This window comes from Streptomyces sp. CNZ301 (genome assembly GCF_004217425.1).
This window is the reverse complement of the sequence record NZ_SHLG01000001.1, coordinates 3790757-3808925: the sequence shown is the minus strand read 5'-3', so window position 1 is coordinate 3808925 and position 18169 is coordinate 3790757. Positions and strand designations below refer to the sequence as shown.

Here is an 18169-nt window from a genome sequence, read left to right as displayed (position 1 = left end):
GCTGCCGCGAGAGCGGGCGGCAGGTCCTCGTCGATGACGGCGCGGGGGCCCCGACCTCAGGCGCCTTCCCAGCGGGTGAGCTTTTGCGCCAGGCCCTTGACCACTTCGGTTGCCATGACCGCTTGCCCGGAGGTGGAGAAGTGGATGCGGTCCTCGCTCAGCAAGTCGTCCCGGTCGTTGACGGGGTGGTCCCACATGTCGATGACGATGGCTTGGTATTCGGCGGCCAGCGCGCGGGTGATGTCGTTGACTGTCGATACCCGCTGTGTCCAGTCCGGGAATGCCGGTACGACGTAGGCGCGGCCAAGGGTGAAGGTGGTCAGTTGTGCTCCGGTCTTGGACGCCAGCTCGTACAGGCGGCGCAGATTCCGCTCGATCTCGGCGAAGTCCGGCTGTCGCCGTACAAGATCGTTCGCGCCGCACGGCAGATGCAGCAGGTCCGGGCCGAACTCGAGCATCCGGTCCACCTGCTGGTTGAGTGTCTGTTCCGTGGTGGCGCCGATTTCGGCCGTGTTCAGGTACGCCAGGTCCGGCTGCACCTGGCGCAGGATCTTGGCGAGTCTGTCGGGCCAGCCCGAGTCGGCGTATCCGGGGCTGGCGTCGCCCGTGCCGGCCGAGAGGCTGTCGCCGATCACGCCAAGCCTGCGCCAGGGTGCGTCATAAAGGAGCGCAGCCGCATCCAGGGCCTGCAGGCAGAACGGGTCGGACTCTTCTGTGCGCTGAGTTACATGCATGAAGAAATAATACGTACGGCCGTATGTACTGGCAAGCGCGCGCCTGGTTGCCGCCGAAGTCTGTGAGCCGACTGCCCGGCAGGGCCGCACAGCGGCAGATGGCTCCGGCGCCCAGGTCCGCAGGCACCCCCGCGTCGCCGGGGCGGCTGGGTTCCTGGCCGGTCCCGGCGGGGTCACCGGGCGACCCCGGCAGGTCACCGGGCGACCCCGGCAGGGTTCCCCGCCGGGGTCGCGTTGCAGCGGCACGGGCCTGCGGACGGATCCCTGGGTCTCGGGGCCCGGTCAGCGGCCGCGCAGTCCGGATGAGGCGTCATGCTCACCACGCTCACGCCGTCCGTGCCGCATGGACCGCCCTCAACCGAGCCGCAGCCAGGCGCGCTTCAGCCGCCGGGCCTCCTCCAGCCGTCGCTCGTACGTGGCGCCGGTCGCGACCAGCAGCAGGCCGGCGAGGGCGGGTATCAGCCAGCGCGGCAGCAGCCCGGCGACCTGGGCGACGTACGGGGCGAGTTCGTGGGCGCCGACCGAGGCGAGGGTGACACCGCCGAGGAGCAGAGGCGCCTGTGTCCGCCACCGGGCGCCCGCGAGGGTGGTGGCCAGCGCGCCGGCGCCCAGCAGAAGCGGTCGCAGCCAGTGCGGGTCGCTCCACACCATGACCAGGCTCGGCACGAAGGTGAAGGCGAGTCCGCCGCCGTACGCCCACCAGGATGACACCCGGGGCCGCTCCGTCGCCGCACTGCCGCTCGGCCGGCGCCTGCGCAGCCACCCGAGGAGCAGCAGCGCGGCGGAGACCGGCAGCGTGTACGCCTCGGGGGTGGAGATGTCGGACGCCGACAGCCGTACCCACGTGGCGAGTACGAGCAATGCCGCTGAGGCGTATCCCGCTCCCGGACGCCGGTCGGCGCGGAGGGCGACGCCCGCGGCGCCGGCGGCGCAGACGGCGAGGGCGAGCCAGAGCGTGCCGGGGTGCGGGGCGCAGAGCGCGAGAGCCGCCAACGCCGTTGCGTATCCGGCGCATTCGACGGCGAGTGACATCGCCTTCCGCGACGCGGGCGCCTTCGCGGCCGCTCCGCCGCCGAGCCGGGCCGCCGCCGGCAGTGTGCCGACCGCGACCGCGAGCACCGCGAACGACGCCTGGTCCGCCGGACGGTCCTGTGCCGCGGCGATCGCTCCGGCCAGCCCGGCCGCGTACTCCACTGCCGACGCCGCCAGCGCGGCCCGGGGGCCTGGGCCGCCCTTCGGCGACCAGGCCGCGGTCGCAGCGGACGCCACGCACAGCAGGGCCAACACCGAGAGGGTGGCGGTCTGTTGAGCGAGGGACCAGCCGATCGCAGTGGCGGCCAGGGTGAGGCCCGAGACCAGTGCGGTGACGCCGGTCGCGGTGTCTGCCACGGTGGCGGCGGCGAGCAGGACGATCGCCGCCGCGGCGACGACGGTCACGGTCGGCCCGTACGGAAGACCGAGTGCCAGTGGAGCCGTCGCACCGGCCGTGGCGCACAACACCGGCAGGGCGGACAGCACGGGCAGGGACGACCGGGCAGCCGCCAGGCGGCTCAACGCGTCGTCGTCGGCGGGCTGTTGATTGTCCCGTGCGGTCGTTGGGCCGAGGCTGCCGGTGAGCAGCGGGACGGACAGCGCCAGCAGCAGGATGATGAGCAGCGTGGCGGCGGAGCCGGTCCATGCGTGCTGAGCGTCGACGGCCTGCCGGACCGGGCCGTGCGGCGGGCCCTCCCACGCCCGCTCCGCGAAGAGCCACGGCCCGAACACCGCCTGTGCCACCGGTGCCAGCGTCGACACCAGTGCCCCGCACTGCACCACAACGGCCGCCACGACGAGTCCGGCGGACTGCCGTGCGAGCCGTACCCGCACCCCGCGCAGGAGGAGCACAGCGCCCAACAGGCCCATCGCGCACAGCAGATAGACCAGCACCTGCCAGTCCCGGCCCGCTGTGCCGTCGGATCCTGCCACGGCCCAAACGACGCCCTTCAGCGCCGTGATCAGCATCAGTCCGGCCGCCGCGCCCAGCGGCACCGCCAGCCTGCGGGCCTGGTGCCGTTGCCCGGCATACAGCAGCACCGCCGCTGCCGCCGCCTGCACGGCACTCCAACGGGTCGCCGAGGCAACGGTGCCGGACTGCTGTGACAGTGCCAGGCCCAGCATGAGCGCTCCAGCCGGCACCGCTGCCACGGCGGCCGTCAGCCGTACCGGCCGGGTGGTGGCCCGGTGGGCACTGCCGTCCCGCTGCCGCGACACCGCCAGCGCGACGTCGGCCGCGAAGGTGAGGAGCAGAGCCACAGCGAGCGCGTAGGCCGTCCGGTCCGCGCTTCCGTCCAGGGCCAGCGACCAGAGCGGCAGCGGCAGTTGGGCGACGACGACGGCGAAGGGCAGCGGCAGCCGCAGCCCCGGTGCCGGAAGCGTCAGCCCGTAACCGGCCCACAGCGCGGCGATCAGCGCCGCGCTGGTCGCGGAATAAGCGAGGCCGTCCGCGTGAGGAAAGCAGACCTCGTGCAATGCGTACGCGTCCAGCGCCAGGAGAGCCAGCCCGAAACCGGCGACGGACTCGGCGGTGGCCGCCAGTTTCCGGCGCAGCAGCGCGAGCGGAACCGCGAGGGTGCCGAGGGTCAGCCCGCCGAGCACCGCCGCGCGGCCGCCGACGCCCATGCTGCCCCAGTTCAGCAGGGTGAAGGCGAACGCGGCGACGGTGAGCAGCACACCGCCGAGTACGAGCAGGACGTTACGAGCCGTGTACGAGGAGGTCTCGGCGCGCTCCGCGGGCCGCTGCCGGGGCACGGGCCCGTGCCCCGGCAGCGGCCCGTAGGCACCGCCCGGAGCCCAGCGCGGGGCCGCCGCGCCCTGGGCACCACTCGGTGCGGCAGCCTGCGCCGAGGCCCGCAGCCCGGCCAGCAGGGTCTGCCGCCGCCCGTGGAGTTCGGCGCGCCGCTGTTCCAGACCGGCCAGCTCCGCGTCGATCCGCCGGACTTCCCCGTGCTCCTCGCCGGTCAACGGCAGTGCGCAGTACGGGCAGTGGGCCGGCCCGCCCCCTTCCCCCTCTCTGTGCTCCGCCGCCTGCCCGAGCGGTCCGCGGCAGTCAGGGCAGTGTGCGGGTGGCTGGTTGTACTCCATGCCGGGCAGCCTGACGCCGAGCCGGCGCCGCTGACATCCGTCGGGATACTCAGATCCGCCCCTCACTGCCTGCTACTCGGCGGCCGGGGGCGGGCGGCTGCGAGCGCGCGGCCGCACCCGGCCGCGAGCGGCCGGTTCGAGGGCATGCCATACGCTTGGCCGTCCTGAACCGCGGCCACCGGGGAGAGTTGGCGCATGAGTGAGGGCTTCGGTGCGGTGCGGGAGCCGGGTGACGGCAGTGCGCGGTTGCTGCGGCCGGTCGCCGGGCTGCTCGAGCGGGGACGCCTCGACGGGGACATCGGCACCATGGCACGCGTGCCGCGCTCGCACGCCGAAGTGTCCGCGGCGGTGGTCGACTTCGCCCGCGTCGCCGACGACCGGGGCCGGAAACTCGCGGGCCTGCTGGCCGCGCTGTCCACGCTGCCCGGGTCCGCCGGGCACGACGCCACCTCCGCCGAGGACGGCACGGCAACGGCGCTCAGGGACCTCGAGGCCCCGTACGGCGGGCGGGCGGGGGAGCCGGACGTTGCGTACCACGCAGACGTCGGGTTCCTGGAGAACTGCGATCCGGGGCTCATCGGGCGCAACGCCGCGGAGTACAGGCGCATGTGCGATCTGTTGGACGCCGTCGGCCCGTCCGTACGGAAGGCGCAGGCGAAGGCGCAGGCACCGGACCGGGCGGGCGGCCCGTACGACTCGCCCGGCGCGCCCGGCGACTCGTACGAGGACCTGATCGGGGATGTGGCCCGCCTCGTACAGGGGCTGCGGGACGGCTACGAAGCGGCGTGGAAGGCGCTGTCGGAGTACGCCACCGCCGTCGAGGAGGCCAGGACGAAACTGCGGGACGGCCGCGACGCGCAGAACCGGCTCTCCGAGGTGATCTCGGGTGGGGCCGTCCCCCTCACCCGTACCGCGCAGGACGCCGAGCCGATGCGCCGCTGGGAGGATCTGCGCTCCTCGAAGGGCCTGCTCGACCGGTTCGCCGAACTGGGCGTGGACCGCGACGCGATCGCGGACGAGGCCGATCGCTGCTACGAGCGGGCAGGCGAGGCCTTCGGCGCGGCACTCCGCGCCGAACAGGGCCCGCGCCGCGACTGCGTGACCGCACTCCAGCGGGCCGAATCCCTGGTCGCGGCCTTCCGGACTGCCCACGACGACACGGCGGTTGAGCTCCCCCCGGAAGGTGTGGCCCTGTCGCACGAGGACGCACTGTCCCGCGACTCGCTGACGCGGCTCCCCGGCAGCGCCCCGGGGAAGGGGAGCCTGCCGGCGCTCGGCGACGAGAGGGTGTCGCCGCTGCTTCAGGATCTGCGCGGCCACCGGGAGAACATGCCCGACGTCGGCAGCCGGTGGCTGACCGACGCGTTGGGCAGCCGGAAGGAGTGGATCGAGGCCAACAGGACCGCCGTCAAGGTGGCCGCGCGGGCGTACGGTCTGCCGCCGGACCTGCTGGCGGGCATCGCCTGGGTCGAGGTCGGCGGCAAGCCCTACCTGGCCGACGACGTGACCCAATTCTTGCGGCACACCGCCGAGTCGGACTGGAGCCCCGTCACTCCCGGCAACCTGCCCGGGCCGCTCGCGGGGGACCGCGACAACACCTCCTTCGGGCCGATGGCCGTGCAGGTCCGCCGCGCCGCGGAGACGCTGGGATACGACCCGGCGAACCTCACCGAGGGCCAACGCGACGAGCTGACGGCCTCGTTGAAGGACCCCACCCAGAACCTGCTGATCTCCGCGAAGCACCTGGCCGACCTCAAGGCCCACTGTTCCTTCGCCGGCGTACCGGCCGACCGGATGACGCCGGAGCAGTACCGCGAGCTGGCCGCCCGCTACAACGGCGGCCCCTACTGGGAGGGTTCCGACGCCCAGGGTTACGCGGACGAGTTCGAGAAGAACCGCGAGCAGGCGAAGCAGGCGCTGACGCGGCCCTAGGTGTATTGGTCACGAGCGTTGTTGACTGTCCGGCGGACCGGCGTGTCCTCACCGCGCGACCAGGGTGACCTCGGTGGCCTTGACGCTGGCCCACACGGCCGTGCCGTCGCCGAGCCCCAGATCGGTCGCCGCCTGCGGGGTGATCTCGGCGACGAGGTCGGGGACCTGGTCGGAGGCGATGACGACACGGAGGCGGCTCCCGAGGGCGGTGATCTCCCGGACTGTTCCCGGCCAGTTGTTGCGGGGGCTGCCGGCGGGCCGTTCGCGGTGCAGGGAGACGGCCTCGGGAGCGATGACCGCCAGCGCGTGCGTGCCCTCGGTCATGGGGTCGGCGGCGACGAGGGTGCCTCCGCCGGTGAGGGTGAGCGTTCCGTCCGAACTGGCCGTGCAGGGCCAGGCGTTGCGGCCGAGCATCCGGGCCACCCACGGGGAGCGCGGGTGCCGCGAGACTTCGCCGGGCGTGTCGTACTGAAGGGTCCGTCCGTCGTCGAGGACGAGTACGCGGTCGCCGAGGGAGATGGCTTCGACGGGGTCGTGGGTGACGAGCAGGCAGACTCCGCCGAAGCTTTCGAGATGTGTGCGCAGCGTGTGGCGCACCCGGGCGCGCGTGGTCTGGTCGAGGGCGGCGAGGGGTTCGTCGAGGAGGAGCAGTCGCGGGCGGGCGGCCAACGCCCGTGCCAGCGCGACGCGTTGGGCCTGCCCGCCGGAGAGCTGGGCCGGTTTGCGCCGGGCGAGGTGCCCCACGCCGAGCCGGTCGAGCCAGTCCTGCGCCGTGCGGCGGGCCTCTGAGCGGCCCACGCCTTGAGTCCGCAGTCCGTAGGCGGTGTTGGCGATCGCGGTGAGGTGCGGGAAGAGAGCGCCGTCCTGGGGCACCCAGGCCACGCCGCGGCGGTGCGGCGGCAGGTTCGTAACGTCGGTGTCGCCGAGGCGCAGTCGGGCGTGGGCCCGTGGGGTGAGTCCGAGGAGTGCGCGCAGAAGGGTCGACTTGCCCGCCCCGTTGGGTCCGACGACGGCGATGGTGGTGCCACCGGGGGCGTCGAGGGTGACGTCGTTGAAGCCGGTGACCTCCGTACGAAGGGCCCACTGCTGCCCCGGAGTTGATGACAGCGCGGCGTCGTGCGGTGTGCCGCCGCCGCCTTCCGCCGGCTTCTCGTCCTCCTCCCGTGGCTTTCCGTCCCGGCGTGCGGTGCCGGTTCCGGCGGTGCCGGCCCAGCGTCCGCGCAGGGCGACGAGGACGGCCATGGCGACCGCGAGCAGCAGCAGTGACACGGACGTTGCGGCCTCCGGCCGGTCCTGCAACAGGAGATAGACCTGGAGCGGAAGCGTCTGCGTCGTCCCGGGCAGGTTCCCCGCGAAGGTGATGGTGGCGCCGAACTCGCCGAGCGCCCTGGCCCAGGTGAGGGCGGCTCCGGCGGCGAGCCCCGGGGCGACGAGGGGCAGGGTGACGGTGAAGAACACCCGCACCGGCGAGGCCCCGAGCGAGGCGGCGGTCTCCTCGTAGCTCGGACGGAGCCCCGCGAGGGTGCCTTCGAGGCTGATGACAAGGAACGGCATGGCGACGAAGGTCGCGGCGACCACGGCGCCCGAGGTGTGGAACGGCAGGACGATGCCCAACTCGCCTTCCAGCCACGGCCCGAGGAGGCCGCGACGCCCGAATCCCAGCAGCAGCGCGACGCCGCCGACGGTCCTTGGCGGTGAGGGCGGTGAGCGTGGACGGGCGCGGGGGAGGGGCGCGGGGGAGGGGCGGGAAACGGAGGGCGGCCGTGCCCCGGCGAGACGGACTCGGGCTGCGGCTGCGGCCCGCTCACGTGCGGTCGATGTGCACGTTGGTCGACTTCACCCTGGCCGTGGCCTGCATGCCGACCTCCAGGCCCAGTTCGTCGACCGCCTCCCTCGTCAACAGGGACACCAGCCGGTGCGGACCGGCCTGGATCTCCACCTGTGCCGCGACATCGCCCGTCTTGACGGCGGTCACGATGCCGGGGAAGGCGTTGCGGGCCGAGGTGTAGGAGACCTCGTCCTCGTCGAGGCCGCCCTGGCCCACCTCGACGGAGAAGGCGGCCAGATCCTTTCCGTCGATGAGGCGGCGGCCCCCCTCGTCGCGGTGCGTCGCGACTCTGCCGGCGTCGGCCCAGCGACGTGCCGTGTCGGGACTCACCCCGAGCAGACGAGCCGCCTGGCCGATCGTGTAGCTCTGCATGCCGGGAAAGCCAAGCGCCATTTCCCGCATCTGCAAGACCTCAGGAGATTTCACGTGGCAGATGCGGGCTGACTCGGGAGATCTCCTCGCATATGTCGAGGTGCGGGGGCAGCGCCGCCTGTCCGTCCCTGGTCCGCCGTGCGGCTCCGCCCGGGACGGTGCTCGTCCGCCGGCTGTTCCGGGCCCGGCGTCCGGGAGAGAAGCACCGGCATGGCGTACCGCCCGGAGTCCTCGCCCCGGGCGCGGGCGGCCGGGGCGCCCGTACCTCCACGGCGGCCCCGCGGCCCGGCCTGGGAGCGGGCCGGGGGCGGGCGGTGCCGGTCTCAGGGTGACCGCCGCGAGCCCCCAGAGAAGAACTCGGAGTTGTCCCCGGGCTCATCTTCCGTCTGTTGAAGACAGTCCCGGCTGCTGTCAGCCTGCGAATCAGGCGATGACCCACGGCGCCGGGAGCGGTGGACATGGAGAGTGCGCACTGGATCTACGTCCTGCTGGTGCTCGCCACCATGCCGCCCATGGTGCCGAACTCGGCCCTGGTGGCCGGTGCCGGTGCCATGGCCGCGACCGGCGGGCTGAGCCTGCCCGTTCTCGTCCTCGTGCTGCTGGTCAGCACCGTCGTGGGTGATCTGGGCGTGTTCTGGGCGGGCCGGAAGGCCGGCGGACGGGTCGTCACCTGGCTGCGGCGCAGACCCCGGCGCAGGGCGATGCTGGAGCGGACGGCGGCCGGGCTGGAGCGGTACGGAGTGCCTTCGGTGATCGCGGTGCGCTTCGTCCCCGGCGGGCGGGGCGTGGGCGGGCTGACCGCGGGCGTGGTCGGTTACCCGGTGCGCAGCTTCTTCCTCGGTGCGGTCATCGCCGAGGCCGTGTTCGTCTCGTACACGGTCGGGCTCGGGTATCTCGGCGGCCGGTACGCCCTGGACGGCGTGGCCCGGTGGCTCATCGGCCCGCTGGTGTCGCTCCTGGTCGCCGGCGCCGTGTGGGTCCTGCGCCGTATCGCGCGCGGACGCTGCGCAGGCGCCGCGGAGACGGGAGGCGCCGCGGAGACCGGACGCTGCGCAGGCGCCGCGGAGACGGGAGGCGCCGCAGAGCCCGCGGAGCCCCCGGGCCAGGACCCCGTGCCGCGGTAGCGGGGCCCGGCCGGAACGGAGCGCCCCGTCACCCGAACGGAACCGGTCGCCTGTGCCCGTGCGTCACGCCGGTGCACCTTTTGTCCTATGCGGCACCGTAAGCCCAAGCGCAGGCGACCCGGCAGGCTCGTGTACGCGGCACTCCTGCCGCTCGCGTTCGCCATGAGCTGGGAGGAGCCGGTGAGGGATGCCCTGTCGCCCACCGCCCACCGCCCTCGGCACCGCGAGCCGGCCGGGGGGCAGACCCTGCCCGGCGCGCCCCGCCCCGGCATAGTCCCGCGCAACGCCTGGCATGCCGACGAGAGCCTTGTGCGGGAGCCGGCGTCGTCCACGAAGAGCGTGCAGGTCGTCTTCGTCCACCACACGAGCCAGCCCAACGGCTACGACTGCCGTGCGGTGCCCCGCATGCTCCGGCAGCTCGAGGCGGAACACGTCGAGCGCGGATGGGACGATCTCGGCTACAACTTCGTCGTCGACCGCTGCGGGAAGATCTACGAGGGGCGCTCCGGTGCCCTTGGCCGCTCCGTCGAAGGGGCGCACACCAAAGGCTTCAACGCCCGCAGCCTCGGCATAGCCGCGATGGGCACCTTCGACGAGGGCGTCGAGGTGCCGCCGGCGATGATCGACTCGATCGCCGCGGTCGCCGCGTGGAAACTGCGGCGCGGCATCGACCCGCGCGGCACGGCGCAGCTCGTCTCCTCCAGCGGCGAGAGCCGCTTCGACAAGGGTGACCGCGCCCGCTTCCAGGTCATATCCGGGCACCGCGACGCCTACGAGACCTCCTGCCCGGGCGGAGCCCTGTACGGCAAGCTCGGGCAGATACGCGAGGAGACGGCACGCCTGCGCGAGCGGGCCGACGCCAGGAGGCAGGGACGCCCGTCGACGAAGCCGGAGGGGCGCTGAACCGGAGCCGACTCGCCGCCAGTCGCCCGCAGCGGCGCCCGCGCCCTCGATCACCGCCCCTCGATCACCGCCCCTCGATCACCGCCCCTCGATCACCGCCACTTGGTCCCCGCACCTCGATCACCGCGCCTCGATGCACCTCCGCCGGTCCGCCAAGGGCCGCCCCGGTGGCGGGACGCCGAGAGACCGGGGTGGCGGGACGTCGAGGAGACCGGCCCGTCGGAGCGTGCACGCCCCCGCCCCCGCTTCGCGCCCCGCCCCGGGCCGGCGCTCAGGCGGAGTTGAGGAAAGACAGCAGGTCGTTGTTGAACATGTCGTGATGGGAGCCGTACAGCCCGTGGGGCCAGCCCGGGTAGATCTTGAGGGTCGGGTCCTTGACGAGTTCGGCGGTCTTCGGCGAGGCGGCCTCGATGGGGACGATCTGGTCGTCGTCGCCCTGGGCTATGAAGACGGGGACGTCGATCCGGGTCAGGTCGTCCGCGAAGTCGGTCTCGGAGAAGGCCTTCACGCAGTCGTACGAGGCATTGAGCGCCACGGACATCGCCATCAGCCAGAACGCGTCACGCGTGCCCTCGGAGACGTCCGAGCCGGCGCGGTTGGCGCCGTAGAAGGGCGCTGTGAGGTCCTGGTAGTACTGCGATCGGTCTTTCCGCACGCCTTCGCGTATCGCGTCGAAGACGTCCATCGGCAGCCCCTCGGGATTCGCGTCCGTCTTCAGCATCAGCGGCGGTACGGCGCTCAGCAGCACAGCCTGCGCGGCGCGGGCCGTTCCGTGCTTGCCGAGGTAGCGCGTCACCTCGCCGCCGCCCGTCGAGTGGCCGACGAGCGTGGCGTTGCTGAGGTTGAGGCCGTCCATCAGCTGCGAGAGGTCGTCGGCGTAGGTGTCCATGTCGTGGCCGCTCCCCGGCTGTCCGGAACGGCCGTGGCCGCGACGGTCGTGCGCGATGACGCGGTAGCCCTGGGAGGCGATGAAGAAGAGCTGCGGATCCCAGACGTCCGCGGTCAGCGGCCAGCCGTGGCTGAAGACGACCGGACGCCCCGATCCCCAGTCCTTGTAGAAGATTTCGGTCCCGTCCGAGGTGGTGATGGTGCCCATGGCCGGACTCCTTCCGTCCTGCGGTCTTCCGGTTCTGCCGGTCGTCTCCGGCTCTGCCGGTTCTTCCGGCTCTTCCGGGCCGGGCCCGTGCCGCCCCGGAAGAGGGGACACACTCCCCACCGTCGCGCGCGTCCGCCGGTCTCGCGAACGCGGACCGCATCGCCGCCGGTGGAGCGGTTGCCGGGAACAGAGAGTCAATGCCGGTGACTTGGTGTGCCGGTTCCGTGCCCCTTCCTGAAGGAGGCAGGAAAGCCCCGCTCGCGTACGACTGCCGCGCCCGGTGAGGGGAACCAGTCGAGCGCTCGACCCGCGGTGAGCGGAACCGGGAGTGAGAGCGACAGGGCCTGAGAGAGCGACAGGGCCTGAGAGAACGGAAGACCGCACAGACCGCACGGAACGGAAGAGGTGCCATGGGCGACTCACCCGCTGAGCAGCACAAGCACGAAGACGCGGAAGACGTCGTGGAGCTGATCCTCAGGGACCACCGCACGATGGAGGATCTGTTCCGCGAGATGCGCAGCGTCGACGCCGACCGTGAAGCGGCCCTGCACAGGCTCGCCGATCTGCTCATCGCTCACGCCGAGGCGGAGGAGGCGGAGGTCTACCCCGTGCTGCGCCGCTACCGGAAGGTGGACGAGGAGGACGTCGAGCACAGCGTGGAGGAACACGCCGAGGGCAACGAGGCGTTGCTCGCGCTGCTGGAGGCCGGCGCACCCGGCAGCGAGGACTGGGACGAGAAGTTGGAGGCCCTGGTTCAGGCGGTCAACCACCACCTGGACGAGGAGGAGCGTTCCCTCATCAACGACACCCGCGAGAACGTCGGATCGGAGCGCCGTGCCGAACTGGGACGGGCGTTCGCCCGCGCCCGGCGCGACCAACTGGCCTCGGCGCCGGGCCGGTTGGAGAACGTGCGCAGGATCGTGAAGGAGGCGGCCGAACCGTCCGGGAGCTGACGCGTGAAGCGCGGCTGACGGCGAAGACCGGGCGCGGAGCTGGCGGGAGCCGCCCCCTCGACGCTGCCGTGCGCCGGGTCTTCGCCGTGCCGTGGAAGTCCCGTCGGTGCACGGGAGGTACTTCCATCGGGCGATTCATGCGGATACGTACGAGGACCGGAAACACATCTGCGTCCGGTGCTGCGGATGCGTTCCCGATGGTCCGGTGGTGCCGCGGCGCGTGTCCGTCGCCGTGGCCGCCGGAGACCGGCACGGCACCGGATTCAACTCCCCGCTGTCTTCCGGGACCTGCGCACGCCCAGGCCCACGCACCTCAACTGCTCTGGCAACACGATGAGTTGAAGCGCAGTCGTCCGGTACCGGCGGCACGCGCCGCCCGCGGCGAGGACGGGAGCCCGCTGCCGGCGAGGCGGTGCCTACGAGCGGGGCGCCCGGAAGTGACGGCCTGACAGCCGTCCGTCGGGCCGTACTTGTGTACCCCGGGGGAATCGCAGGGAAACGCGCCGGACCCCGCCACGGCGCGACGGATATCGCCGTTGCCGCCACTAGATTGAGGTCTACGAAGATACGGATTGCATGATTTGGGCTGTGAATTCAGTACATAAGGACCGAGAGGACACGGGGTCTGCATGGAGCCTCGGGAGCTGTGGGAACGGCACACGGTGCTGGCGAGAGCCTTCTGCCAGAGCGACGAGGAGGTGCGTTCGGCGCAGACGACGCTGGACGACGCCCAGGCGAGCCGGGCCCGTTCCCTCGCGGCGTTCGCAGTGGTGGTCGGCAACGACAAGGCGGTCGCCGAGATGCTCGGCCTTCCCGAGCGTGAAGTGCGCATCGCGCGCCGCACCGTGGGCAGGGACGATGCCCGGTTGCTCGCGGACGATCTGCTGATGGCACCGCTCCAGCATCAGCACCCCGGCCCGGGCCCCGGCGCCGACGAGAACGCACGGGCGAACGAGGCGGCACACCCCCACGCGCACACGCAGACGTCCGCGCAGGCCGGCGACCACATGCAGGCGCCCGACCATCCGCAGCCGCAGTACCAGGCGCACGGCCAGCAACAGCAGCAGGCGCCGCAGGCGCAGCAGATGCCGTCCCACGCGCACGTGCAGTACCAGGCGCAGCACCAGCAGCAGGTCCAGCATCACGCGGCGCAGTCGTACTACCAGACCCAGGAGCACTACCAGCAGCCGCAGGAACACTTCCAGAGCTACGACCACGCCCAACTGCCGGACCACATGGGGTGGTCGCCCGTTCAGGACGCGGTGCTCGTCGACGGCTGGCAGTCCGGTGTCGACCTGGAGATCCTCGCGCTCGAACTCGGCACCGACCTGCGGAGGCTGACCGCCCGTGCGCAGTATCTCTCCGCGCAGGGACGGCTGTTCGTCACGCCGGAGGAGACCGGACGGCAGGGCGGCAAGCACCGCAGGGAGACCGCGACACACCACACGGGCATCCCCACCCAGCAGATGAGCTCCCCGGGAGACATGCTCCTGCCGGACGGTCTCGTTCCCGACGGATACGGCGGGTACTGGGCGAACTGGAACGAGATGCTGCCCGCGCCGCAGGCGTGACGTTGCCCCGTCCCGAACGGGTGCCGGAGCCGGGGACAACGCGGAGAGCGCCGACCGGAGCGGGTCGGGCGGCACGTTCGGGCCTGCGCGAGCGTTGATAGCGTGTACCTCCCCCGACGACAGCCACCCCTGCGGTGCGACTGATGAGGAGCCTGTGACGTGACCGCCCTCGCGCTGGGACCGAGTTGGCTCGATCCGGACTTTCTGATCCAGACCTTCGGCCTGGTCGGCATCCTGGTGATCGTCTTCGCGGAGTCCGGCCTGCTCATCGGCTTCTTCCTGCCGGGTGACTCGCTGCTGTTCACGGCCGGTCTGCTCGTCGCGACGGACCAGTATCTGCACTATCCGCTGTGGCTGGTCTGCCTGCTTGTGGTGATCGCCGCGGTGCTCGGCGACCAGGCGGGCTATCTCTTCGGACGCAAGGTCGGCCCCGCTATCTTCCGGCGCCCCGACTCCCGGCTGTTCAAGCAGGAGAACGTGGAGAAGGGCCACGAGTTCTTCGAGAAGTACGGCCCCAAGTCGCTCGTGCTGGCCCGTTTCGTGCCCATCGTCCGGACGTTCACGCCGATCATCGCGGGCGTGAGCCGGATGCCCTACCGCTCCTTCGTGATCTTCAACGTCGTCGGCGGCGTGCTGTGGGGCGCGGGTGTCACGCTCCTCGGGGCCATGCTGGGGCAGATCGCCTGGGTGCGCGAGAACATCGAGATGATGCTGGTCGGCATCGTTCTGCTGTCCGTCACGCCGATCGTGGTCGAGCTCGTGCGTGCACGGAAGAACAAGCAGCGCGGGGCCTCGGACGCGGGTCCGTCGGCTTCGGCGTCCCCCGCGGCCGGGTCGGGGCGGCCGGATGCGGCCGCGGACGCCGACGTCCCGGGGAACTCGCCGGACGACGGCGGCCGGCGCGGCCGTCACGCTCGCCGCTGAGGCCGCGCCCCGAGACGCTCGCCGCTGAGGCCGCGCCCGGAGACGCTCGCCGCTGAGGCCGCGCCCGGAGACGCTCGCCGCTGAGGCCGCGCCCGGAGACGCTCGCCGCTGAGGCCGCGCCCGGAGACGCTCGCCGCTGAGGCCGCACCCGGAGACGCCCGCCGCTGAGGCCGCACCCGGAGACGCCCGCCGCTGAGGCCGCACTCCGAGCACACACGGCTCCCGGACCGCACCCTCCCGCACGGCCTCGTCCCACCTCGCGCCGCCCTCACCGGCAGCGCCTCCCGCACACGACGGCGCCCCGCCCGCCCGGTGACTCCGGACGGACGGGGCGCGGCGCTGTGACCAGCGGCGGACAGGAGGCGGGGACGGGGTGCCGCCTCAGACCTTGGCGTCCTCCTTGTCGTCCCGCTCGTCGCTGTCGTGCGCGTCCGGAGCGCCGTCGGCCCCGCCGTTCCCGCCGCCGTTCCCGCCCCCGCGTCGCCCACCGGGCCACCCGGGGCGTCCGCCGCCGGCCAGGCGCCGCAGCCACGGCCAGGCCAGCAGCACGACGATCACCGCATAGACCGTGACGGCGAACGGGGTGTTCACCAGCCCGGTCACGCTGCCGTCGCTGATCTGCAGAGCCCGGCGCAGCTGCTGCTCGGCGTTGGGCCCGAGGATGACGCCGATGATCGCGGGCAGCACCGGAAGGCCGAAGCGCCGCATCATCAGCCCGACGATCCCGATGACGAGCAGGATCACCATGTCGATGGCCTCGCCGCCCACCGCGTAGGCCCCGACGGCGGCGAAGAAGAGGATCCCGGCGTACAGGTACGGGCGCGGGATGCGCAGCAGCTTCGCCCACACGGGCGCCAGCGGCAGGTTGAGCATCAGAAGCAGCACCATGCCGACGAAGAGCGAGGCGATGAGACCCCACACCAGGTCGGGCTCCCGCTCGAAGAGCAGAGGACCGGGCTGGATGCCGTACTGCTGGAACGCCGCGAGCATCACGGCGGCCACGGCGGTCGTCGGCAGACCGAGGGTCAGCAGCGAGACCAGGGTGCCCGCGGCCGACGCCGACGCCGCCGACTCGGGCCCCGCGACGCCCTCGATCGCGCCCTTGCCGAACTCCTTCTTGTGCCGGGAGAGGCGCTTCTCCGTGACGTACGAGAGGAACGTGGGGATCTCGGCGCCGCCGGCCGGGATCGCACCGAAGGGGAACCCGATGGCCGGCCCGCGCAGCCACGGCTTCCAGGTGCGCCGGAGGTCGGACCGGCCGAGCCACGGCTGTCCCACCGGGATCGACTCCCCGGCGCTCCTGCGCGCGTGGCCGGCGACCCACAGCGCCTCGCCGATGGCGAAGAGCCCGACGGCCACGATGACGACGTCGATGCCGTCGGAGAGCTGGAGGCTGCCGAAGGTGAGCCGCTGCTGGCCCGTCATCTGGTCGAGTCCGACGAGGCCGATCGTCAGTCCGATCAGCAGCGCCGCGAAGCCCCGCACACGCGATCGGCCGAGCACCGAGGTGACGGCGATGAACGCCAGCACCATGATCGCGAGATAGTCCGGCGCGCCGATGTCCACCGCGAGCGCGGCGACGGTCGGCGCCAGGGCCACCAGCAGGATCGTGCCGATCAGGCCGCCCGCGAAGTGGCCCATGGCGGCGGCGGCGAGCGCCTGCGCGCCGCGCCCCGACTTGGCCATCGGGTTGCCCTCGATGGCCGCGACGACGGCGGCGCTCTCACCGGGAGTGTTGAGCAGGATGGAGGTGGTCGAGCCGCCGAACATCCCGCCGTAGTAGATGCCCGCGAACATGATGAACGCGCCGACCGGGTCGAGCCCGTACGTCACCGGCAGCAGCAGCGCGACCGCCATGGCCGGACCGATGCCGGGCAGCACGCCGATGGCGGTGCCCAGCAGCACGCCGACCGCTGCCCACAGCAGGTTGAGCGGCGTCAGCGCCGTGCCGAAGCCGTCGAGCAGGGACGAGAGAGATTCCATCGGTCAGAGCACCCCCATCAGCGGGCCGCCGGGCAGTGGCACGCCCAGCAAGGTGTTGAAGGCCGCGAAGGTGGCCAGGGACAGGACGGCCGCGATCAGCGGGTCGCGGGAGAGGTTGCGGCTGCCCAGGGCGTACGCCGAGCCCCAGAAGAGCAGTGCGCCGGTGATCGGGAAGCCGAGCGGGTCGATGAGGACGGCACCGGCGAGGAAGATCCCGGCCAGGAGCGCGACGGTGCGCCAGTCGGTGGGCTCGCCTGCCGGCTCCTCGCCCGCGGGCTCCTCCCCCCGCGGGACACCTTCTCCGCGCCCGCCGCGCAGCACGTCGACGGCCAGGAAGACGGCGACCACGAGCAGGGCGACGCCGACGAGGAGCGGCACCGTCCTGGGGCCGACCGGGCCGCGCTGGCCCGCGACGGTCTCCATGGTGAACGTGTCGCCGAGCACGAGCACGCCGACGACCAGCAGCAGGACACTGACGCCGAGTTCGGAGCGGCCGCGCAGCCATTCGCGCCAACCACCCGCCGAACCGGGTGAGTTCACCCCTCCGGAACCGGCTGCCGGTGTGTCCTGGCCCCGCGTGGGTTCCTTGGACTCCGTGGATCCGGTGCTCACTTCCCCACCTCCTCGAGGACGGACTGGACGCGCTTGTCCTGGGCCTTGAGGAAGCGCCCGTATTTCTCACCGGTCAGATACGCGTCGTCCCAGCCGTTCCGCTTGAGGGACTTCTGCCACTGGGGGCTGCGGTGGAGTTCGTCGAAGAAGGTGATGAGCTTGGCGCGCTTCTTCTCCGACAGGTCCGGCGGCGCCATGATGCCGCGCCAGTTGGTGAACTCGACGTCCATGCCCGCCTCCTTGAGGGTCGGGGCGTCGAAGCCCTCGATCCGCTTCTTTCCCGTGACGGCGAGGAGGCGCAGTTCGCCGGACTCGATCTGGTCGCGGTACTCGCTGATGCCGGATATGCCGAACGCGACCTTGCCGCCGAGCACGGACGCGAGGAGTTCGCCGCCGCCGTCGAAGGGCACGTAGTTCACGGACTCGGCCTCGATGCCGGCGTCCCTGGCCATGAGCATCGGGGCCAGGTGGTCGGGGCCTCCGGCCGAGGAGCCGCCGCCGACGGGCAGCGAGCCGGGCTTCTTCTTCCAGTCGGCGAGCAGTTGCTCGAACGTCTTGTACTTGGACTTCTTCGAGACCACGACGATGTTCGGCTCCTCCACCGTGCGCGCGATCGGTGTCGCGTCGTCGAGCGTGGAGGGTGAGTCGTTCGTGCGTACCGCGCCGACGACGCCGAGGCCCATCGACATGGCGAGCTTGCCGTTGCCGCGCTCGTTGACGAGCCGGGTCAGGCCGACGGTGCCGCCGGCGCCGGGCAGGTTGAACACCTCGATGTTGTGGTTGAGTCCGGCGTCCTCCGCGTCCTTGGCGGCGGTGCGGGCGGTGATGTCGTAGCCGCCGCCCGGTGTGTTGGGCACCATGAACTGAAGCCCGGGGATGTTCGTCCCTGTCTCGGCACCGCTGCCCGTTGTGATCAGCGGGGGGCCGATCAGTACGAGCAGCGTCGCCCCGAGAAGAGACAGGAGTGTGCGCTGACGCACGCGGGGCACCGCCTTTCGTGGATTCGTGGTGAGGTCC

14 protein-coding genes are annotated in these 18169 nt (G+C 72.2%); 6 read left to right on the top strand and 8 right to left on the bottom strand.

Annotated features, from left to right (window positions below; translation table 11 throughout):
• Positions 1-56: 56 nt before the first annotated feature.
• On the bottom strand, positions 57-734 hold the full coding sequence (locus EV375_RS16445; protein WP_130300092.1) for an SGNH/GDSL hydrolase family protein: 678 nt from the start codon (positions 732-734) through the stop codon (positions 57-59).
• 354 nt (positions 735-1088) lie between these two features.
• Positions 1089-3854 (bottom strand): SCO7613 C-terminal domain-containing membrane protein, encoded by a 2766-nt coding sequence (locus EV375_RS16440; RefSeq protein WP_130300091.1) that lies wholly within the window; start codon positions 3852-3854, stop codon positions 1089-1091.
• A 195-nt stretch (positions 3855-4049) separates the two neighbouring features.
• Here EV375_RS16440 and EV375_RS16435 point away from each other — a divergent pair, with 195 nt between their 5' ends.
• Positions 4050-5786: a hypothetical protein gene (locus EV375_RS16435; RefSeq protein ID WP_130300090.1), complete on the top strand. Its 1737-nt coding sequence runs from the start codon at positions 4050-4052 to the stop codon at positions 5784-5786.
• Between the two features lie 48 nt (positions 5787-5834).
• Here EV375_RS16435 and EV375_RS16430 read toward each other — a convergent pair whose 3' ends face one another.
• Positions 5835-7400: an ABC transporter ATP-binding protein/permease gene (locus tag EV375_RS16430; protein ID WP_486588514.1), complete on the bottom strand. Its 1566-nt coding sequence runs from the start codon at positions 7398-7400 to the stop codon at positions 5835-5837.
• A 190-nt stretch (positions 7401-7590) separates the two neighbouring features.
• Positions 7591-7986, bottom strand: coding sequence for a helix-turn-helix transcriptional regulator (locus EV375_RS16425; RefSeq protein WP_130301897.1), 396 nt, complete (start codon positions 7984-7986; stop codon positions 7591-7593).
• 458 nt (positions 7987-8444) lie between these two features.
• On the opposite strand from EV375_RS16425, the gene EV375_RS16420 reads away from it, so the two are divergent.
• Entirely contained in the window at positions 8445-9110 is a 666-nt protein-coding gene (locus EV375_RS16420) for a VTT domain-containing protein (protein WP_130300089.1), read from the top strand.
• Positions 9111-9197: 87 nt separating this feature from the next.
• Positions 9198-10013, top strand: coding sequence for a peptidoglycan recognition protein family protein (locus EV375_RS16415; protein ID WP_130300088.1), 816 nt, complete (start codon positions 9198-9200; stop codon positions 10011-10013).
• A 271-nt stretch (positions 10014-10284) separates the two neighbouring features.
• Here the strand turns inward: EV375_RS16415 and EV375_RS16410 are convergent, their stop codons facing one another.
• Positions 10285-11109 (bottom strand): alpha/beta fold hydrolase, encoded by an 825-nt coding sequence (locus EV375_RS16410; RefSeq protein WP_130300087.1) that lies wholly within the window; start codon positions 11107-11109, stop codon positions 10285-10287.
• Positions 11110-11519: 410 nt separating this feature from the next.
• Between EV375_RS16410 and EV375_RS16405 the strand changes: the two genes are divergently transcribed.
• The 3 genes from EV375_RS16405 (at position 11520) to EV375_RS16395 (ending at position 14557) form a co-directional block, all read left to right on the top strand.
• Positions 11520-12062 carry a hemerythrin domain-containing protein gene (locus tag EV375_RS16405; protein ID WP_130300086.1) on the top strand — a complete coding sequence of 181 codons (543 nt, stop codon included), beginning with the start codon at positions 11520-11522 and terminating at the stop codon, positions 12060-12062.
• Between the two features lie 629 nt (positions 12063-12691).
• Positions 12692-13633 carry a hypothetical protein gene (locus tag EV375_RS16400; RefSeq protein WP_130300085.1) on the top strand — a complete coding sequence of 314 codons (942 nt, stop codon included), beginning with the start codon at positions 12692-12694 and terminating at the stop codon, positions 13631-13633.
• Positions 13634-13792: 159 nt separating this feature from the next.
• Positions 13793-14557 (top strand): VTT domain-containing protein, encoded by a 765-nt coding sequence (locus EV375_RS16395; RefSeq protein ID WP_130300084.1) that lies wholly within the window; start codon positions 13793-13795, stop codon positions 14555-14557.
• Positions 14558-14938: 381 nt separating this feature from the next.
• Here EV375_RS16395 and EV375_RS16390 read toward each other — a convergent pair whose 3' ends face one another.
• The 3 genes from EV375_RS16390 to EV375_RS16380 are packed head-to-tail and all read right to left on the bottom strand — an operon-like array spanning position 14939 to position 18132.
• A complete protein-coding gene (locus tag EV375_RS16390; RefSeq protein WP_486588513.1) occupies positions 14939-16540 on the bottom strand; it encodes a tripartite tricarboxylate transporter permease in 1602 nt (533 codons plus the stop codon).
• A 3-nt stretch (positions 16541-16543) separates the two neighbouring features.
• Entirely contained in the window at positions 16544-17152 is a 609-nt protein-coding gene (locus tag EV375_RS16385; RefSeq protein ID WP_486588512.1) for a tripartite tricarboxylate transporter TctB family protein, read from the bottom strand.
• The gene (locus EV375_RS16380) at positions 17149-18132 is read right to left on the bottom strand and encodes a tripartite tricarboxylate transporter substrate binding protein (RefSeq protein WP_130300083.1); all 984 of its coding nucleotides are present in this window, start codon (positions 18130-18132) and stop codon (positions 17149-17151) included. The genes EV375_RS16385 and EV375_RS16380 overlap by 4 nt, the downstream gene beginning before the upstream one ends.
• Positions 18133-18169: the final 37 nt, after the last annotated feature.

Bases quoted from the DNA above. Each gene is read 5' to 3' on its own strand.
- EV375_RS16445 (WP_130300092.1), bottom strand. From the start codon at position 734: ATGCATGTAACTCAGCGCACAGAAGAGTCCGACCCGTTCTGCCTGCAG.
- EV375_RS16440 (WP_130300091.1), bottom strand. From the start codon at position 3,854: ATGGAGTACAACCAGCCACCCGCACACTGCCCTGACTGCCGCGGACCG.
- EV375_RS16435 (WP_130300090.1), top strand. From the start codon at position 4,050: ATGAGTGAGGGCTTCGGTGCGGTGCGGGAGCCGGGTGACGGCAGTGCG.
- EV375_RS16425 (WP_130301897.1), bottom strand. From the start codon at position 7,986: ATGCAGAGCTACACGATCGGCCAGGCGGCTCGTCTGCTCGGGGTGAGT.
- EV375_RS16420 (WP_130300089.1), top strand. From the start codon at position 8,445: ATGGAGAGTGCGCACTGGATCTACGTCCTGCTGGTGCTCGCCACCATG.
- EV375_RS16415 (WP_130300088.1), top strand. From the start codon at position 9,198: ATGCGGCACCGTAAGCCCAAGCGCAGGCGACCCGGCAGGCTCGTGTAC.
- EV375_RS16410 (WP_130300087.1), bottom strand. From the start codon at position 11,109: ATGGGCACCATCACCACCTCGGACGGGACCGAAATCTTCTACAAGGAC.
- EV375_RS16405 (WP_130300086.1), top strand. From the start codon at position 11,520: ATGGGCGACTCACCCGCTGAGCAGCACAAGCACGAAGACGCGGAAGAC.
- EV375_RS16400 (WP_130300085.1), top strand. From the start codon at position 12,692: ATGGAGCCTCGGGAGCTGTGGGAACGGCACACGGTGCTGGCGAGAGCC.
- EV375_RS16390 (WP_486588513.1), bottom strand. From the start codon at position 16,540: ATGGAATCTCTCTCGTCCCTGCTCGACGGCTTCGGCACGGCGCTGACG.